Source organism: Pseudomonas sp. AC172, from assembly GCF_979258595.1.
Genome location: NZ_OZ409868.1, coordinates 1,671,481 through 1,687,170 on the forward strand (window position 1 = coordinate 1,671,481; position 15,690 = coordinate 1,687,170).

At 59.0% G+C, this 15,690-nt stretch carries 11 protein-coding genes; 5 read left to right on the forward strand and 6 right to left on the reverse strand.

Annotation, left to right across the window (positions count from 1 at the left end):
- Positions 1 to 1,575 carry an ABC transporter ATP-binding protein gene (locus tag ACZ0A4_RS07555; protein ID WP_463573889.1) on the forward strand — a complete coding sequence of 525 codons (1,575 nt, stop codon included), beginning with the start codon at positions 1 to 3 and terminating at the stop codon, positions 1,573 to 1,575.
- A 190-nt stretch (positions 1,576 to 1,765) separates the two neighbouring features.
- Here ACZ0A4_RS07555 and ACZ0A4_RS07560 read toward each other — a convergent pair whose 3' ends face one another.
- Both ACZ0A4_RS07560 and ACZ0A4_RS07565 read right to left on the reverse strand, forming a co-directional pair.
- A complete protein-coding gene (locus tag ACZ0A4_RS07560) occupies positions 1,766 to 2,083 on the reverse strand; it encodes an SCP2 sterol-binding domain-containing protein (RefSeq protein WP_007912567.1) in 318 nt (105 codons plus the stop codon).
- A gap of 49 nt (positions 2,084 to 2,132) precedes the next feature.
- Entirely contained in the window at positions 2,133 to 2,843 is a 711-nt protein-coding gene (locus ACZ0A4_RS07565; RefSeq protein WP_463573891.1) for a histidine phosphatase family protein, read from the reverse strand.
- A gap of 204 nt (positions 2,844 to 3,047) precedes the next feature.
- Between ACZ0A4_RS07565 and sohB the strand changes: the two genes are divergently transcribed.
- Positions 3,048 to 4,079 carry a protease SohB gene (gene sohB / locus ACZ0A4_RS07570; RefSeq protein ID WP_463573893.1) on the forward strand — a complete coding sequence of 344 codons (1,032 nt, stop codon included), beginning with the start codon at positions 3,048 to 3,050 and terminating at the stop codon, positions 4,077 to 4,079.
- Positions 4,080 to 4,147: 68 nt separating this feature from the next.
- Here sohB and ACZ0A4_RS07575 read toward each other — a convergent pair whose 3' ends face one another.
- Entirely contained in the window at positions 4,148 to 4,642 is a 495-nt protein-coding gene (locus ACZ0A4_RS07575) for a DUF934 domain-containing protein (RefSeq protein ID WP_160058279.1), read from the reverse strand.
- The gene (locus ACZ0A4_RS07580; protein WP_463573894.1) at positions 4,626 to 6,284 is read right to left on the reverse strand and encodes a nitrite/sulfite reductase; all 1,659 of its coding nucleotides are present in this window, start codon (positions 6,282 to 6,284) and stop codon (positions 4,626 to 4,628) included. The genes ACZ0A4_RS07575 and ACZ0A4_RS07580 overlap by 17 nt, the downstream gene beginning before the upstream one ends.
- 523 nt (positions 6,285 to 6,807) lie before the next feature.
- Between ACZ0A4_RS07580 and ACZ0A4_RS07585 the strand changes: the two genes are divergently transcribed.
- Complete coding sequence (locus ACZ0A4_RS07585; RefSeq protein WP_463573895.1) at positions 6,808 to 7,881, forward strand: ABC transporter substrate-binding protein; 1,074 nt, start codon at positions 6,808 to 6,810, stop codon at positions 7,879 to 7,881.
- Between the two features lie 5 nt (positions 7,882 to 7,886).
- Here ACZ0A4_RS07585 and ACZ0A4_RS07590 read toward each other — a convergent pair whose 3' ends face one another.
- Together ACZ0A4_RS07590 and metH are read right to left on the reverse strand one after the other, a co-directional pair.
- The gene (locus tag ACZ0A4_RS07590; protein WP_008080467.1) at positions 7,887 to 8,105 is read right to left on the reverse strand and encodes a DUF2970 domain-containing protein; all 219 of its coding nucleotides are present in this window, start codon (positions 8,103 to 8,105) and stop codon (positions 7,887 to 7,889) included.
- Between the two features lie 193 nt (positions 8,106 to 8,298).
- A complete protein-coding gene (gene metH, locus ACZ0A4_RS07595; RefSeq protein ID WP_463573897.1) occupies positions 8,299 to 12,009 on the reverse strand; it encodes a methionine synthase in 3,711 nt (1,236 codons plus the stop codon).
- A gap of 154 nt (positions 12,010 to 12,163) precedes the next feature.
- Here metH and ACZ0A4_RS07600 point away from each other — a divergent pair, with 154 nt between their 5' ends.
- Entirely contained in the window at positions 12,164 to 14,470 is a 2,307-nt protein-coding gene (locus ACZ0A4_RS07600; protein ID WP_463573898.1) for a fatty acid cis/trans isomerase, read from the forward strand.
- Positions 14,471 to 14,647: 177 nt separating this feature from the next.
- Positions 14,648 to 15,670 carry an acyltransferase family protein gene (locus tag ACZ0A4_RS07605; protein ID WP_463573899.1) on the forward strand — a complete coding sequence of 341 codons (1,023 nt, stop codon included), beginning with the start codon at positions 14,648 to 14,650 and terminating at the stop codon, positions 15,668 to 15,670.
- The last annotated feature ends 20 nt before the right edge of the window (positions 15,671 to 15,690 follow it).

Consider the following 15,690-nt stretch of genomic DNA (forward strand, 5'->3'; position numbering starts at 1 on the left):
ATGCCTGAACATCTGATCGAAATACGTGACCTGCGCGTCGCGTTCAATGGCCAGTCTGTGGTGAACGGCATCGACCTCGATATTCGCCCCGGCGAGTGCGTGGCGCTGGTCGGGGAATCCGGCTCCGGTAAATCGGTGACGGCGCACAGCATTCTGCAATTGCTTGACCCGGGCATCACCCGTATCGGCGGCAGCATCCGCTATGACGGCACGGAGCTGCTGGGTGTGCATGAGCGCTATCTGCGGCAACTGCGGGGTAATCGCATCGCGATGATTTTTCAGGAACCGATGAGTTCGCTGAACCCTTTGCACACGATTGAGCGGCAACTGGGTGAAAGCCTTGCGCTGCACAAGGGGCTGGCCGGGGCGGCGGCGCGTCAGCGAATTCTGCAGTTGCTGGAGCTGGTGGGCATTCAACGCCCGCGCGAACGGCTCAAGGCCTATCCGCATCAACTGTCGGGCGGACAACGGCAACGGGTGATGATCGCCATGGCGCTGGCCTGCGAACCGCAGTTACTGATTGCCGACGAGCCGACTACAGCGCTGGACGTAACCGTGCAACGCAAGATTCTGCTGTTGCTCAAGGAGCTGCAAGAACGGCTGGGCATGGCGCTGTTGATCATCAGTCATGATCTGAATCTGGTGCGAAACATCGCTCAGCGGGTGGCGGTCATGCGTGGCGGGGTAATTGTCGAACAGGCGTCGTGTGAACAGTTGTTCAGTGCGCCGCAACATCCTTACAGCATCGAATTGCTCAACGCTGAGCCGGGTGGCGAGGCGTTGTGTCGGGAACCTGCCAAGGATTTGCTGGAGGTGCGCGATCTCAATGTGCGCTTCCGATCAGGCGGCGGATGGCTTCGCGCGAAGTCTTGGTTGCACGCGGTCAACGGCATTGATTTGAATCTTCAGCGCGGCAAGACCTTGGGGATTGTCGGCGAATCCGGGTCAGGTAAATCGACATTGGGCCAGGCCATTCTGCGTCTGATCGACGCCCAAGGCAGCATCCGTTTTCAAGGCGAGGCGCTGGAGCACTTGAGCGGCAAGCAACTCAGGCCTCTGCGCAAGCGTCTGCAAGTGGTGTTTCAGGATCCGTTCGGCAGCCTCAGTCCACGTCTGTGTGTGGCGCAGATCATCGCTGAAGGTTTACAGGTGCACAGCGATTTGAATGCCGCTGAGCGTGAAAGGGCAGTGATCGATGTGCTGCGTGAAGTCGGTCTTGATCCGGCCACCCGCCATCGTTATCCCCACGAGTTTTCCGGTGGTCAGCGCCAACGCATCGCCATTGCCCGGGCACTGGTGCTCAAGCCCGACTTGATCCTGCTGGATGAACCGACTTCGGCACTGGATCGCACGGTGCAGAAGCAGATTGTCGCGCTGTTGCGACGCTTGCAGGCGGAGCATGGCTTGACTTATCTGTTCATCAGCCACGATCTGGCGGTCGTCCGCGCGCTGGCCCATGACTTGATTGTGATGAAGGAAGGTGAAGTGGTTGAGCGTGGCGAGACGAATGCGCTGTTTCATGCGGCGCAGCATCCGTATACCCGAGAGTTGCTGGCGGCTTCGTTCACCGGTTGACCACCTATCAAATGTGGGAGCGAGCTTGCTCGCGAATGCGATGTGACAGGCAATAGTGATGTCGACTGAGTTGACGCCTTCGCGAGCAAGCTCGCTCCCACAGGTGTTGAGCATAAGCAGTAAAGCTCGGCGCTCGAATGTAAAAATCCCGCCATGAAGGCGGGATTCTTTTTTTTACTGAACGACGCTATTACGACGGGAACAGCTCGGACAGTTTCATCGACAGCATCATGTCGCCTTCAACGCGCAGCTTGCCGCCCATGAAAGCCTGCATGCCGTCGGTTTCGCCGCTGACGATACCTTTCAGGGTTTCGCTGTCCAGCACCAGCGTGCAGTTGGCGTCCGGGTTTTCGCCTTCCTGGATGTCGCAGGTGCCATCTTTGACGATCAGCGAGTACTGCTTGTCTTCGTCGGTGATGTTGAAACCGAAAACCAGATCCAGACCGGCAGCAGCGGCTGGGTTGAACTTGGCTTGCATTGCTTTTACGGCATCGGCTACGGAGGTCATGGTTCGATCCTTATGGGTTGATTACAGCAAGGTTCACAGTTAACCGGACTCAGCGGAAAGTGATGAGTTCCGGAGCCTTCAACAGTTGCAGGTGTGCATGACTGTTGAAGGAGGCCAAAGCCACCTCGCGACCGCGGAACTTCAGCTGGTTGAGCGAGGTGTTGACGATTTGCCAGTTCAATTCAAAGGCCTGTTTCGCAGGCATTTGCGTAATGAGGTGGAGCAGGGCGGTGATGGTGCCGCCGGAGGTGAACACGGCGATTTTCTGATTTTTATCGGCCAGATCGAGTATCCGGTGCAGCCCGGCCTGAACCCGCTCGACGAAACCCAGCCAGCTTTCCAGCCCCGGCGTGTCGTAGGTGCCGGCCAGCCAGCGCTCGATGATGAGGGCGAAAATGCGTTGGAATTCGCCACGGTTCTGCGCGGCGTTGCGCAGGATGTCGAGGGCCTCCGGTTCGTCCGCCAGCATGTCCGGGAGCAGGGCGCGAATGACCGCGTCGGCATCGAATTCGTTGAAAGCGGAATCGGTTTCCAGCGTCGGTACCGGCAGGTCTTTGGCGGCGAACTGCGCCAGCGCGCTGGTGGCCGTGTGTTGCTGACGACGCAGGTCTCCGGCGAGGCAGCGATCGAAGCTGATACCCAGTTCAGCAAGGTGCTGACCGAGGATTTCTGCCTGGCGCACACCGGTCGGCGACAGGACGTCATAGTCGTCTGCACCGAAGGAGGCCTGGCCATGTCGAATCAAGTAGATGCTGCCCACGTCCGCGTCATCCCGGTACGTTGAAGGTTGTGGCGAGGTTATGAGGATGACGGGTAGCTGTCAATGAAAAAACAGACGCTTGTTTGAAATGCCCGTTACAGGGGTGTTGCCAGAGGTTTCACGGCTGGCCGACAAGCCGGCGCATGGGTATGCTGGAGCCATCCCGCGTGTGCCTCACATCCGCGCATCGTTTAAGGAGTCTCTGTGGAGTTTTTCACCGAATACGCCAGCTTCCTGGCCAAGACCGTTACCCTGGTAATCGCCATTCTGGTAGTGCTCGCCAGTTTTGCTGCATTGCGCAGCAAGGGCCGGCGCAAATCGGCCGGTCAGTTGCAGGTCAGCAAACTCAATGATTTCTACAAAGGCCTGCGTGAGCGCCTGGAGCAGACTTTGCTCGACAAGGATCAGCTCAAGGCCTTGCGTAAAGGCGAAGCCAAGTCCGAGAAAAGCGCGAAAAAGCAGAATAAGCAACCTGAAGCCAAATCCCGCGTATTCGTCCTCGATTTCGATGGCGACATCAAGGCGTCCGCCACTGAAAGCCTGCGCCATGAAATCACTGCGCTGCTGACCTTGGCCACGCCAAAAGACGAAGTGGTTCTGCGTCTGGAAAGCGGTGGCGGCATGGTTCACAGCTACGGCCTGGCGTCGTCACAACTGGCGCGGATCCGCGAGGCCGGTGTGCCGTTGACGGTGTGCATCGACAAAGTCGCGGCCAGCGGCGGCTACATGATGGCGTGCATCGGCGAGAAAATCATCAGCGCGCCGTTCGCGATCCTCGGCTCGATCGGCGTGGTCGCGCAACTACCCAACGTCAATCGCTTGCTGAAAAAACACGACATCGACTTTGAAGTCCTCACCGCCGGCGAATACAAACGCACCCTGACCGTGTTTGGCGAAAACACCGAGAAGGGCCGCGAGAAGTTCCAGGAAGACCTGGACATCACTCACCAGCTGTTCAAGAACTTCGTCGCTCGTTATCGCCCGCAGCTGGCGATTGATGAAGTGGCAACCGGTGAAGTCTGGCTGGGTGTCGCCGCACTGGACATGCAACTGGTCGATGAGCTCAAGACCAGCGATGAATACCTGGCGCAGAAGGCCAAACTGGCCGAGGTCTACCACCTGCACTACGCCGAGCGTAAAAGCTTGCAGGAGCGCATCGGCATGGCGGCCAGCGGTTCAGTCGACCGCGTGCTGCTGAACTGGTGGAGCCGCCTGACCCAGCAACGCTTCTGGTAAATCGAACAGGCATAAAAAAACGCCGGTCACATGACCGGCGTTTTTTTGTTCACGCTAAACCTGAAGACTTAGCGGCGACGGAACAGCGGCAGCGGTTCGTCGGTGGCGGCCTGATAGGTCACCGAGAAGTCCTTGAGGCCTTCCAGTGCTTCGTACGGGTCTTTATCCGCGCGAATGGCAAAGGCGTCGAAACCGCAGCGGTGCATGTAGAACAGTTGATCACGCAGCACGTCGCCAATCGCCCGCAGTTCGCCTTTGAAACCGTAACGGTCGCGCAGCAGGCGAGCGTTGGAGTAGTTGCGGCCGTCAGTGAACGCCGGGAAGTTGAGCGCGATCACCTGAAACTCTGCCACGTCTTCACCGATTTCTTCGGCTTCTTCGTCGGCGTCCAGCCAGATACCCAGGCCCCCGTCGCGGGCTTTGAGCATGCGGCTGTGTTCGCGCCACAATTGCAGTGGCACGATCAGATCGTCGCAGTTGCTGATCTCGTCGATGTTGAAATCCTTGGGCAGCAAGTGCCAGGTTTCGTCGACGACCTCGTTGTTCTTAATGATTCGCTGCATAGACGCGTTCCTTGAAGAGGTCGATGCCAATACGCTGGTAAGTGTCGATGAAGCGCTCGTCTTCGGTACGTTGTTCTACGTACACGTCGATCAGCTTCGAGATCACGTCAGGCATGGCTTCCTGAGCGAAGGAAGGGCCGAGGATCTTGCCCAGGCTCGCATCACGGCTGGCGCTGCCGCCGAGGGACACCTGATAGAACTCTTCGCCTTTCTTGTCGACGCCGAGGATACCGATGTGGCCGACGTGGTGGTGACCGCAGGCGTTCATGCAACCGGAAATGTTCAGGTCCAGCTCACCGATGTCGAACAGGTAATCGAGGTCGTCGAAACGACGCTGGATCGACTCGGCAATCGGGATCGACTTGGCGTTGGCCAGCGAGCAGAAGTCGCCGCCAGGGCAGCAGATGATGTCGGTCAGCAGGCCGATGTTCGGCGTGGCGAAACCGCCTTCACGCAGTTCGCCCCAGAGGGTGAACAACTGGCTCTGCTCAACGTCGGCAAGAATGATGTTCTGTTCGTGCGAAGTGCGTAGCTGACCGAAGCTGTAGCGGTCGGCCAGATCGGCGACGGCGTCAAGCTGCTTGTCGGTGATATCGCCCGGGGCAACGCCGGTCGGTTTCAGCGACAGGGTTACGGCGACATAACCCGGCTTCTTGTGTGCCAGGGTGTTGCGGGTACGCCAGCGAGCGAAACCGGCGTGCTCTTTGTCGAGATCGGCCAACTGGGCGGTCTGGTTTTCCAGCGCCTTGTAGTCCGGATCGACGAAGTGCTTGGCGACACGCTGCAGTTCGGCGTCGGTCAATGTGGTCTGGCCACCGCGCAGGTGCTCCATTTCCGCATCGACTTTCTGCGCGAACACTTCCGGCGTGAGGGCTTTGACGAGGATCTTGATCCGCGCCTTGTATTTGTTGTCGCGACGGCCGTAGCGGTTGTAGACCCGCAGGATAGCGTCGAGGTAGCTCAACAGGTCCTGCCACGGCAGGAACTCGTTGATGAACGCGCCAACCACCGGCGTACGACCGAGGCCGCCGCCAACCAGCACACGGAAACCCAGTTCGCCAGCGGCGTTGTGCACCGGCTCCAGGCCGATGTCATGGACTTCAATGGCGGCACGGTCAGCGGTCGAACCGTTGACGGCAATCTTGAATTTACGCGGCAGGTAGGCGAATTCCGGGTGGAATGTAGTCCACTGACGAACGATTTCGCACCATGGGCGCGGGTCGATCACTTCATCGGCAGCGACGCCGGCGAACTGGTCGGTGGTGACGTTGCGCAGACAGTTGCCGCTGGTCTGGATCGCGTGCATCTGCACGGTGGCCAGTTCAGCCAGAATGTCCGGGATATCTTCCACCGCCGGCCAGTTGAACTGCACGTTCTGCCGCGTACTGATGTGGGCGTAGCCCTTGTCGTAGTCGCGGGCAATCTTGGCCATCATGCGCAGCTGACGCGAAGTCAGTTGGCCGTAAGGCACCGCCACACGCAACATCGGCGCGAAGCGCTGGATGTACAGGCCATTTTGCAGGCGCAGGGGGCGGAATTCTTCTTCGCTCAGCTCACCTGCCAGATAGCGTCGGGTCTGATCACGGAACTGCTTGACGCGGTCCTCGATGATCCGCTGATCGTACTCGTCGTATACGTACATATAAGTCCTGTTCTCAGGCTTGGGCTACTCGGAAAACGCTGCGTTTTCGCGTGCTGGAGTCCGATTTTGCCTCTGCAATTCTGCGCGCACGGCCGCGCACTCCCTAGAGGAGCCGGGGCAATATACCCGTTTGCAGTTATGCGCAAAAGTGATGTTTGAGTATATGTAAAGAACCAAATCGCCTAACGAGAATGGCTGTCAACTAACCCACATTTGTCGTGCGGACAATCATCGTCTTAACTGTGGTCGAGTCTTTCTGCAATCACCGATAAAACCGACAAGAGGCGATGCAATGAGCAACCCGACCAAGGCAAGAAAAAGCGACAGCAGTGTCGATGCGTGGGCCATTTTGTTCCTGATCATTCTCGTAGTAGGGACAGCGGTATTCTGGGTCAGTCATCAGTAAACGACCCATCCGGGCCCGCGCCCGACTAATTGTCGGACAAAAACGGGATCAGGCATCAATAGCCGGTGGAACGAGGGCTATAATGCGCGGCCATTTTTCCTTGGGCCCGGATGTTTCATGTTCAAGCTTTTCCATATCAGCCTTCTGTTGTTCGGCGCGCTGTTCCAGACCGGCGCACGGGCGGAGTCTGTGCTGTTTTTGAACCCGGGTTCGACGCAGGAAGCCTTTTGGGTCAGCTATTCGCAATTCATGCAGGCGGCCGCGCATGATCTGGGTATCGACCTGCAAATCCTCTATTCCCAACGCCAGCCCGAACTGACCCTGGCTCAGGCGCGCCTTGCGTTGCAGGGGCCGAATCGTCCCGAGTACCTGATATTCGTCAACGAACAATACGTCGCCCCGCAAATCCTGCGCCTGGCGCAGAACAGCGGTGTGAAACTGTTTATGGTCAACGCCGCACTGACCTCGGACCAGCAGGCGTTGGTCGGTGAACGTGCCGACCGCATCGGCAGCCTGGTGCCGAACGACGAGGAGGGCGGTTACTTGATGATGAAGGAGCTGATCCGCCTGCATGCTTCTGCGGCAAACGCTGAGCCGATTGAAGTGTTGGCCTTCTCCGGCTTGAAGGTCACCCCCTCGGCGCAGCTGCGCGAGCGCGGCATGCAGCGGGCGTTGGCCGAACATCCACAGACCCGCTTGCGACAGCTGGTTTACAGCGGCTGGACGCAAGAACGCGCCTATGAACAGGCAAAACAGTTGTTTGCGCGTTATCCGAAAGTGTCGCTGGTGTGGTCGGCCAATGATGAAATGGCCTTCGGCGCGATGCGCGCGTACGCCGAGACCGGCAAAGTCCCCGGTAAAGATGCCTTGTTCAGTGCGGTCAACACCTCACCGGCGGCCTTGCAGGCGCTGGTTGACGGGCGCCTGAGCGCGTTGGTTGGTGGGCATTTCACCTTGGGTGGCTGGGCGTTGGTTGAGTTGCATGACGTCGAGCAAGGCGTCGAACTGAATCACTACGGCGGCCGGGATCGGCAAGTTCCGTTGCTGCAACTGATCGACAAGTCGCACGCCCGACAAATGCTGGCCATGGGCAAGTCGCCGCAATACGGCGTGAACTTCCGCAAGCTCTCAGCCAAGGGCCAGCCGGATTCGTATCGTTACCCATTCACCCTGCAAACCCTGATGCGCTGATCTCGTCAAACCCCGGCGAAATGCAGCACCAGTTTGACGATGGCAAACAGCGTCAACGCAAACACAGCCGTAAAAAGTATGCCCAGCACCACGAAATGGCTGGGCTTGCCATGGGTGAAATCCCTTGCCCGGTTCTTGCCGCTCTGCACCCCGAACGCCGCCGCCATCACGCTGTGCAGCATCTGCCAGAAGGTCGGCGGTTTGTTGTCGACTGGATCGTCCATAAATCCCTCGTCTGCCGTATGTGTCAGACAAGCATAGCCAACCCTCTGGAGAACACCGCAAAAGCAAATGTGGGAGCGACGGTGCGACGATTCGACTTGCTCGCGAATGCGGTCGATCATTCAGCATTAATGTTGAATGACATGACGCCTTCGCGAGCAAGCTCGCTCCCACAGGGTTTTGCGTAAGTCTTGATTAGTTGTCGTAACCCAGATTCGGCGCCAGCCAGCGCTCGGTCACGCTCAGTTCCTGACCTTTGCGCGAGGTGTAGCTGGCGACCTGATCCTTGTCGACCTTGCCCACGGCAAAATACTGCGCCTGCGGATGGGCGAAGTACCAGCCGCTGACCGCAGCCGCCGGGAACATCGCGTAGTGTTCGGTGAGGAACACGCCACTGCGGCCGGCGCGCATCTCTTCGGCTTCCGGATCGAGCAAGGCAAACAACGCCGCCTTTTCGGTGTGATCCGGGCACGCCGGATAACCCGGAGCAGGGCGGATGCCGCTGTATTGTTCTTTGATCAGCGCGTCGTTGTCGAGCACCTCGTCCTTGGCATAACCCCAGTGCTCTTTACGCACTTGCTGGTGCAGCCACTCGGCGCAAGCTTCGGCCAAACGGTCGGCCAGTGCCTTGACCATGATCGAGTTGTAGTCGTCGCCAGCGTCCTGATAAGCCTTGGCGACTTCTTCGGCGCCGATGCCGGCGGTGGTGATGAAACCGCCGACGTAGTCGGTCACTTCGCTGTCCTTCGGTGCAACGAAGTCGGCCAGCGAGAAGTTCGGTTTGCCGTCGGTCTTGATGATCTGCTGGCGCAGGTGATGCAGTTTGGCCATTGGCTGGCCGTCATCACCGTACAGCTCGATGTCGTCGTCATGCACCTGATTGGCCGGCCAGAAACCGAACACCGCGCGGGCGCTGATCAGCTTCTCGTCGATCAGTTTGGCGAGCATTTCCTGTGCGTCCTTGTACAGCGCGGTGGCGGCTTCACCGACCACCTCGTCTTCAAGGATGCGCGGGAACTTGCCGGCCAGATCCCAGGAGATGAAGAACGGCGTCCAGTCGATGTACTCGGCCAAAACCTTGAGGTCGATGTTGTCCAGCACCTTGCTGCCGGTAAACGTCGGTTTGACCGGCTCATAAGTCGCCCAGTCGAACTGTGGCTTCTTGGCGATGGCCGCTGCGTAGCTCAGGCGCTCGGTGCGGGCGCTGCGGTTGGCGGTGCGTTCACGCACTTCAACGTACTCGGCACGGGTTCTTTCAACAAAACCGGCCTTCAATTCTTTCGACAGCAACTGCGTCGCTACGCCCACCGCGCGGGAAGCGTCAGTCACGTAAACCACCGCATCGTTGCTGTACTTCGGCTCGATCTTCACCGCCGTGTGCGCTTTGGAAGTGGTCGCGCCACCGATCATAAGCGGCAGGTGGAAATCCTGACGCTGCATCTCGCGAGCGACGTGGACCATTTCATCCAGCGATGGTGTGATGAGACCGGACAGGCCGATGATGTCGCACTTCTGCTCTTTGGCTACCTGCAGGATCTTCTCTGCCGGCACCATCACGCCGAGGTCGACGATGTCATAGCCGTTGCAACCGAGCACCACGCCGACGATGTTCTTGCCGATGTCGTGCACGTCGCCTTTCACCGTCGCCATGAGGATCTTGCCCTTGGCTTCTGGCTTGTCGCCTTTTTCCAGTTCGATGAACGGGATCAAGTGCGCCACGGCTTGTTTCATCACGCGGGCGGATTTCACTACCTGCGGCAGGAACATTTTGCCGGCGCCGAACAGGTCGCCAACGATGTTCATGCCGGACATCAGCGGGCCTTCGATCACTTCGATCGGACGGGCGAACGACTGACGGGATTCTTCGGTGTCTTCAACTATGTGCGTGGTGATGCCTTTGACCAGCGCATGTTCCAGACGCTTGTTGACCTCCCAGCTACGCCACTCTTCGGTCTCGGCTTCCTTGACGCTGCCATCGCCCTTGTACTTGTCGGCAATGGCGAGGAGGGCGTCGGTGCCGTTTGGCGTGCGGTTGAGTACCACGTCTTCCACGGCGTCACGCAGCTCTTGCGGGATCTGGTCGTAGATCTCCAGCTGACCGGCGTTGACGATGCCCATGGTCAGGCCCGCGCGGATCGCGTACAGCAGGAACACCGAGTGGATCGCCTCGCGCACCGGGTTGTTGCCCCGGAACGAGAACGACACGTTGGACACGCCGCCCGAGGTCAGCGCATACGGCAGTTCGTCGCGGATGTAGGCACAAGCGTTGATGAAGTCCACAGCGTAGTTGTTGTGTTCTTCGATACCGGTGGCAACAGCGAAGATGTTCGGGTCGAAAATAATGTCTTCCGGCGGGAAGCCGACTTCGTTGACCAGAATGTCGTAAGAGCGTTTGCAGATCTCTTTCTTGCGCGCTTCGGTGTCGGCCTGGCCGGCTTCGTCGAAGGCCATCACCACCACTGCCGCGCCGTAACGCTTGCACAGTTTGGCGTGGTGGATGAACTGCTCGACGCCTTCTTTCATGCTGATCGAGTTGACGATGCCCTTGCCCTGAATGCACTTGAGGCCGGCTTCGATGACTTCCCATTTCGACGAGTCGATCATGATCGGCACGCGCGAGATGTCCGGTTCACCGGCGATCAGATTGAGGAAGGTCACCATGGCCTTCTTCGAATCGAGCATCCCTTCGTCCATGTTGATGTCGATCACCTGCGCGCCGGCTTCGACCTGTTGCAGGGCAACTTCCAGCGCTTCGGTGTAGTTGTCTTCACGGATCAGACGGGCGAACTTGGCGGAACCGGTGATGTTGGTGCGCTCGCCAACGTTAACGAACAGCGAGCTGCGATCGATGGTGAACGGTTCCAGACCCGAGAGGCGGCAAGCCTTCGGGATATCCGGAATCTGACGCGGTGCATAACCGGCGACGGCTTTGGCGATCGCTTCGATATGCCCCGGCGTGGTGCCGCAGCAGCCGCCGACAATATTGAGGAAACCGCTCTGGGCGAACTCTTCGATGACCTTGGCGGTTTCCGACGGCAGTTCGTCGTACTCGCCGAACTCGTTCGGCAGACCGGCGTTCGGGTGCGCGGAAACGTGGGTGCTGGCCTTGTTCGACAGTTCTTCCAGGTACGGACGCAGCTCACTGGCGCCGAGCGCGCAGTTGAGGCCGACCGAGATTGGCTTGGCGTGTGCCACCGAGTTCCAGAACGCTTCGGTGGTCTGGCCCGACAGAGTGCGGCCGGAGGCGTCGGTGATGGTCCCGGAAATCATGATCGGCAGTTCGAGGTGCAGCTCTTCGAACACGCCTTGCACGGCGAAGATCGCCGCTTTGGCGTTGAGGGTGTCGAAAATGGTTTCGATCAGGATCAGGTCGGCGCCGCCCTCGATCAGGCCTTTGGTGGCTTCGGTGTAGTTTTCCACCAGCTCATCAAAGGTAACGTTGCGGTAACCCGGATTGTTGACGTCCGGCGACAGCGAGCAGGTGCGGCTGGTAGGACCGAGCACGCCGGCAACGAAACGCGGCTTGTCCGGGTTCTCGGCGGTCTTGGCGTCGGCGACCTTGCGGGCCAGACGTGCGCCTTCTACGTTTAGCTCGTAGGCCAGTTCTTCCATGCCGTAGTCGGCCATGGAAATGCGCGTGGCGTTGAAGGTGTTGGTTTCGAGGATGTCGGCACCGGCATCCAGGTAGGCTTTCTCGATGCCGCCGATCACGTCCGGACGGGTGATGACCAGAAGGTCGTTGTTGCCCTTGACGTCACTCGGCCAGTCCGCGAAGCGCTTGCCGCGATAATCCTGTTCTTCGAGCTTGTAGCTCTGGATCATCGTGCCCATGCCGCCGTCGAGTATCAGGATGCGCTCTTTGAGAGCTTGCTTGAGAGCTTGAAGGCGGACGCTGCGATCGGACATTTGGACTACTCGGAAAGACCATTACGAAGGAGCGGGATCATAGCAAACCTGTGCGCTTTTAGAGCATGTGGGGCTTTTGCATGAATATCGCTCATGTTGGTACGAGCGTCATACTGTAGAATCGCGGCGTTTTTTAACAATCGGGATCAGCAGCATGTCTTACCGCGTCATTGGTTTTGTGTTGCTGTTTCTCAGCTGGGGCGCCGTGGCGCAAGAGCCAGCGACTGCGCCGGCCATTTCTCCTTCGATTTCGTACGTCCGCGACATCCAGCCAATTTTCACCGAGAAGTGCGTGGCCTGCCATGCGTGCTACGACTCCGCTTGCCAGTTGAATCTGGGCAGTGGCGAGGGCGCGGCCCGTGGTGCAAGCAAAATGCCGGTGTATGACGGCGAGCGCACCGTCGCGGCGCCGACCACCCGATTGTTTTACGACGCCTTCGGCAAACTCGCCTGGCAGCAGAAAGACTTCTATTCGGTGCTTGATGCGCAGGGCAGTCAGGCCGCGCTGATGGCGCGCATGCTGGAGCTGGGCCACAAAACCCCGCTGACGCCGAACGCCAAACTGCCGGAAGACATCGTGCTGGGCCTGAACCGCCAGAATATGTGCGCGCTGCCTGCCGAGTTCGAAGGCTATGCCGGCGCCCATCCAAAAGAAGGCATGCCGCTGGCGGTCACTGGGCTGACTGATCAGCAATATCAGACGCTGCAGCGTTGGCTGGCGTCAGGTGCGCCGATTGACGAGCAAAGCCTGGCGCCGAGCGCGAAAGAGGCGCTGCAAATCGTCCAGTGGGAAAATCTGCTCAATACTCCCGGCGCCCGGCAGAGTCTGGTCGGCCGCTGGCTGTACGAGCACTTGTACCTCGCGCACCTCTATTTCAAGGATGGCGAGCCGGGGCATTACTTCCAGTGGGTGCGTTCGCGTACGCCGACCGGGCAGCCGATCGATCTGATCGCCACCCGTCGCCCCAATGATGATCCGGGCACCCAGGTGTATTACCGCTTGTGGCCGGTGCAAGGGGTGATCGTGCACAAGACCCACATCACTTATCCGCTGAGCGCGGCGAAAATGGCGCGGGTCAAAAGCCTGTTTTATAGCGGCAACTGGCAGGTCAATGCGCTGCCCGGATATGGCCCGCAGAGCCGCGCCAATCCCTTTGCCACATTCGAGGCGATTCCGGCGCAGGCGCGTTATCAGTTCATGCTCGATAACGCCGAATATTTCGTCCGTACCTTTATTCGCGGCCCGGTGTGCCGTGGGCAAATCGCGACCGACGTGATTCGCGACAACTTCTGGGCGCTGTTCCAGGCGCCGGAACACGACCTCTACATCACCGATCCGAACTATCGCGGCCAAGCCACACCGTTGCTGGCCATGCCGGGGCAGAACGACGATGTCGGCAGCGTCCTGAGCCTGTGGCACAACTACCGCAACAAGCGTAACGAATACGAAGCTTTGCGCCGCGACAGCTACGCCGATGTGCCCGCGCCGAGTTGGTCGACCCTGTGGGCCGGCAACGACAACGCGCTGCTGAGCATTTTCCGCCACTTCGACAGCGCCTCGGTGACCAAAGGTCTGATCGGCGAGGTGCCGCAGACAATGTGGCTGTTCGACTACCCGCTGCTGGAGCGCACCTATTACCAGTTGGCGGTCAACTTCGATGTGTTCGGCAACGTCTCCCATCAGGCGCAAACCCGTCTGTATTTCGACCTGATCCGTAACGGCGCCGAGCAGAACTTTCTGCGCCTGATGCCCGCCGATTCGCGCGAAGACTATCTCGACGATTGGTACCAGAGCAGTGGCCAGTTCAAGATGTGGCTCGATTACGAGGCGATTGACGACGACAAACCGACTGCGCTGAAACTCGACGAGAAAGACCCGAAACACGACTTCGCCATGCAGTTGCTGGCACGTTACGGCGACCTCAATGCTCGGCCGGATCCGATCAACCGTTGCGACGGCGCTTACTGCTCGCGGCCGAACATCGAGCCGGCGCTGCAAAATGCCGAACAGGCGCTGAGTCGCCTGACCTCGCGCCCGGCCGCCGGATTGAAGGTCATCGATCAACTGCCGGAAGCCAGCATGCTGCGCGTTGAAACTGCCAGCGGCAAACGCGAGGTCTACAGCCTGCTGCGCAATCGTGCGCACAGCAATGTGGCGTTCCTGCTCGGTGAGTCGCTGCGCTATCAGCCAGGCTTGGACACAATCACCATTTACCCGGGCGTGCTCAGCAGTTATCCAAACTTCATCTTCAACGTCCCGGCCGATCAGGTGCCGGCGTTTGTCGATGCGATGGAAAACGCCAAGGATGCCAACCGCTTCGAGAAAATCGTCGAACGCTGGGGGATCCGCCGCAGTCATCCGCAATTCTGGTTCTATTTCCACGATTTGAGCCAGTACATCCACGAAACCGATCCGGTGGAAGAGGGCGTGCTGGACATGAACCGCTACGAGAATCTTTGATCATTTGAAACCGGCCGACTGTCACAGCTTCAGGTAACACACAAATCCCCTGTGGGAGCGAGCCTGCTCGCGAAGGCGGAGTGTCAGGCACCGAATACATTGAATGTGCCGTCGCTTTCGCGAGCAGGCTCGCTCCGGGTGAAGTGGTGTTTTTTAAATTGTGAGCGGGAGCGGCAGATGTTGATTTCAGTGCAAGCCCTGCGTGCGCTGGCCGCGTGGACGGTGGTCTGCCACCACTTCATGCAGATTTTTTTCGACTTCAAGTCGCGCGGGCCGGTCGGCCAGTTTTTCATCGACAAAGGCGCAGTGGGCGTCGATATCTTCTTTGTCATCAGCGGGCTGGTCATCTTCCTGTCTACCGAGAGCAAACCGCTGCCACCGGCGCGCTTTCTGTTATATCGGCTGTTTCGCATCGTCCCGGCGTATTGGCTGTACACGCTGTTGATGGCGCTGCTGGTGGTGTTCGCCCAACCGTTGCTGCCGGACCAGAGCGTGGATTGGGGGCATCTGCTGTTGTCGTTGCTGTTCATTCCGACTGAAAACCCCGGCGGTTACGGTTTCTATCCGACGCTGAATGTCGGCTGGACCCTGAATTACGAAATCCTGTTTTACGTGTTGTTCGCCTGGGCGCTGCTGTTTCGCTTGCAGGTGCGCCTGATGGTAGTCGCGGCGTTGCTGTTTGCAGTGAGTCAGGCGTGGACCGGGTTTGGCTGGATCAGCGAATTTTACCGTTCGGACATCGTCTATGAGTTTCTGCTGGGGATTGGCATCGGCATGCTCTATCGCCGGGGCTGGATCGGTGCGGGACTGTGGCTGCCACTGGCGGCCATCGTTGCGGCATTGCTGGCGATTTATAACCTGGCACCGGCACCGAGGCTGCTCAACTGGGGTGGGCCGAGTGCGGTGCTGGTGATGGCGTGTATCTCACTGGAGCGTTATGTCGAGCGCAGTCGTGTCCTCAAGCTGCTCGGCGATTGCTCGTATTCGGTGTATCTGATGCACGTTCTGGTGTTGTCGGCAGGCGGGTATCTGGCCCGGCGCCACGGCATCAACCCGTATTTGATGTTTGTCGTGTGTGCGCTGGCCATCGGCGTCGGCTCTTGGCTAAGCTACGAATGGGTGGAAAAACGCAGTTATCGCTGGCTCAAGGCGCGGATCGACAACGGGGCGGACGAGAATCTTTCCCGACAAAAATACTAGGACTTTGTCCGGCGCAACGA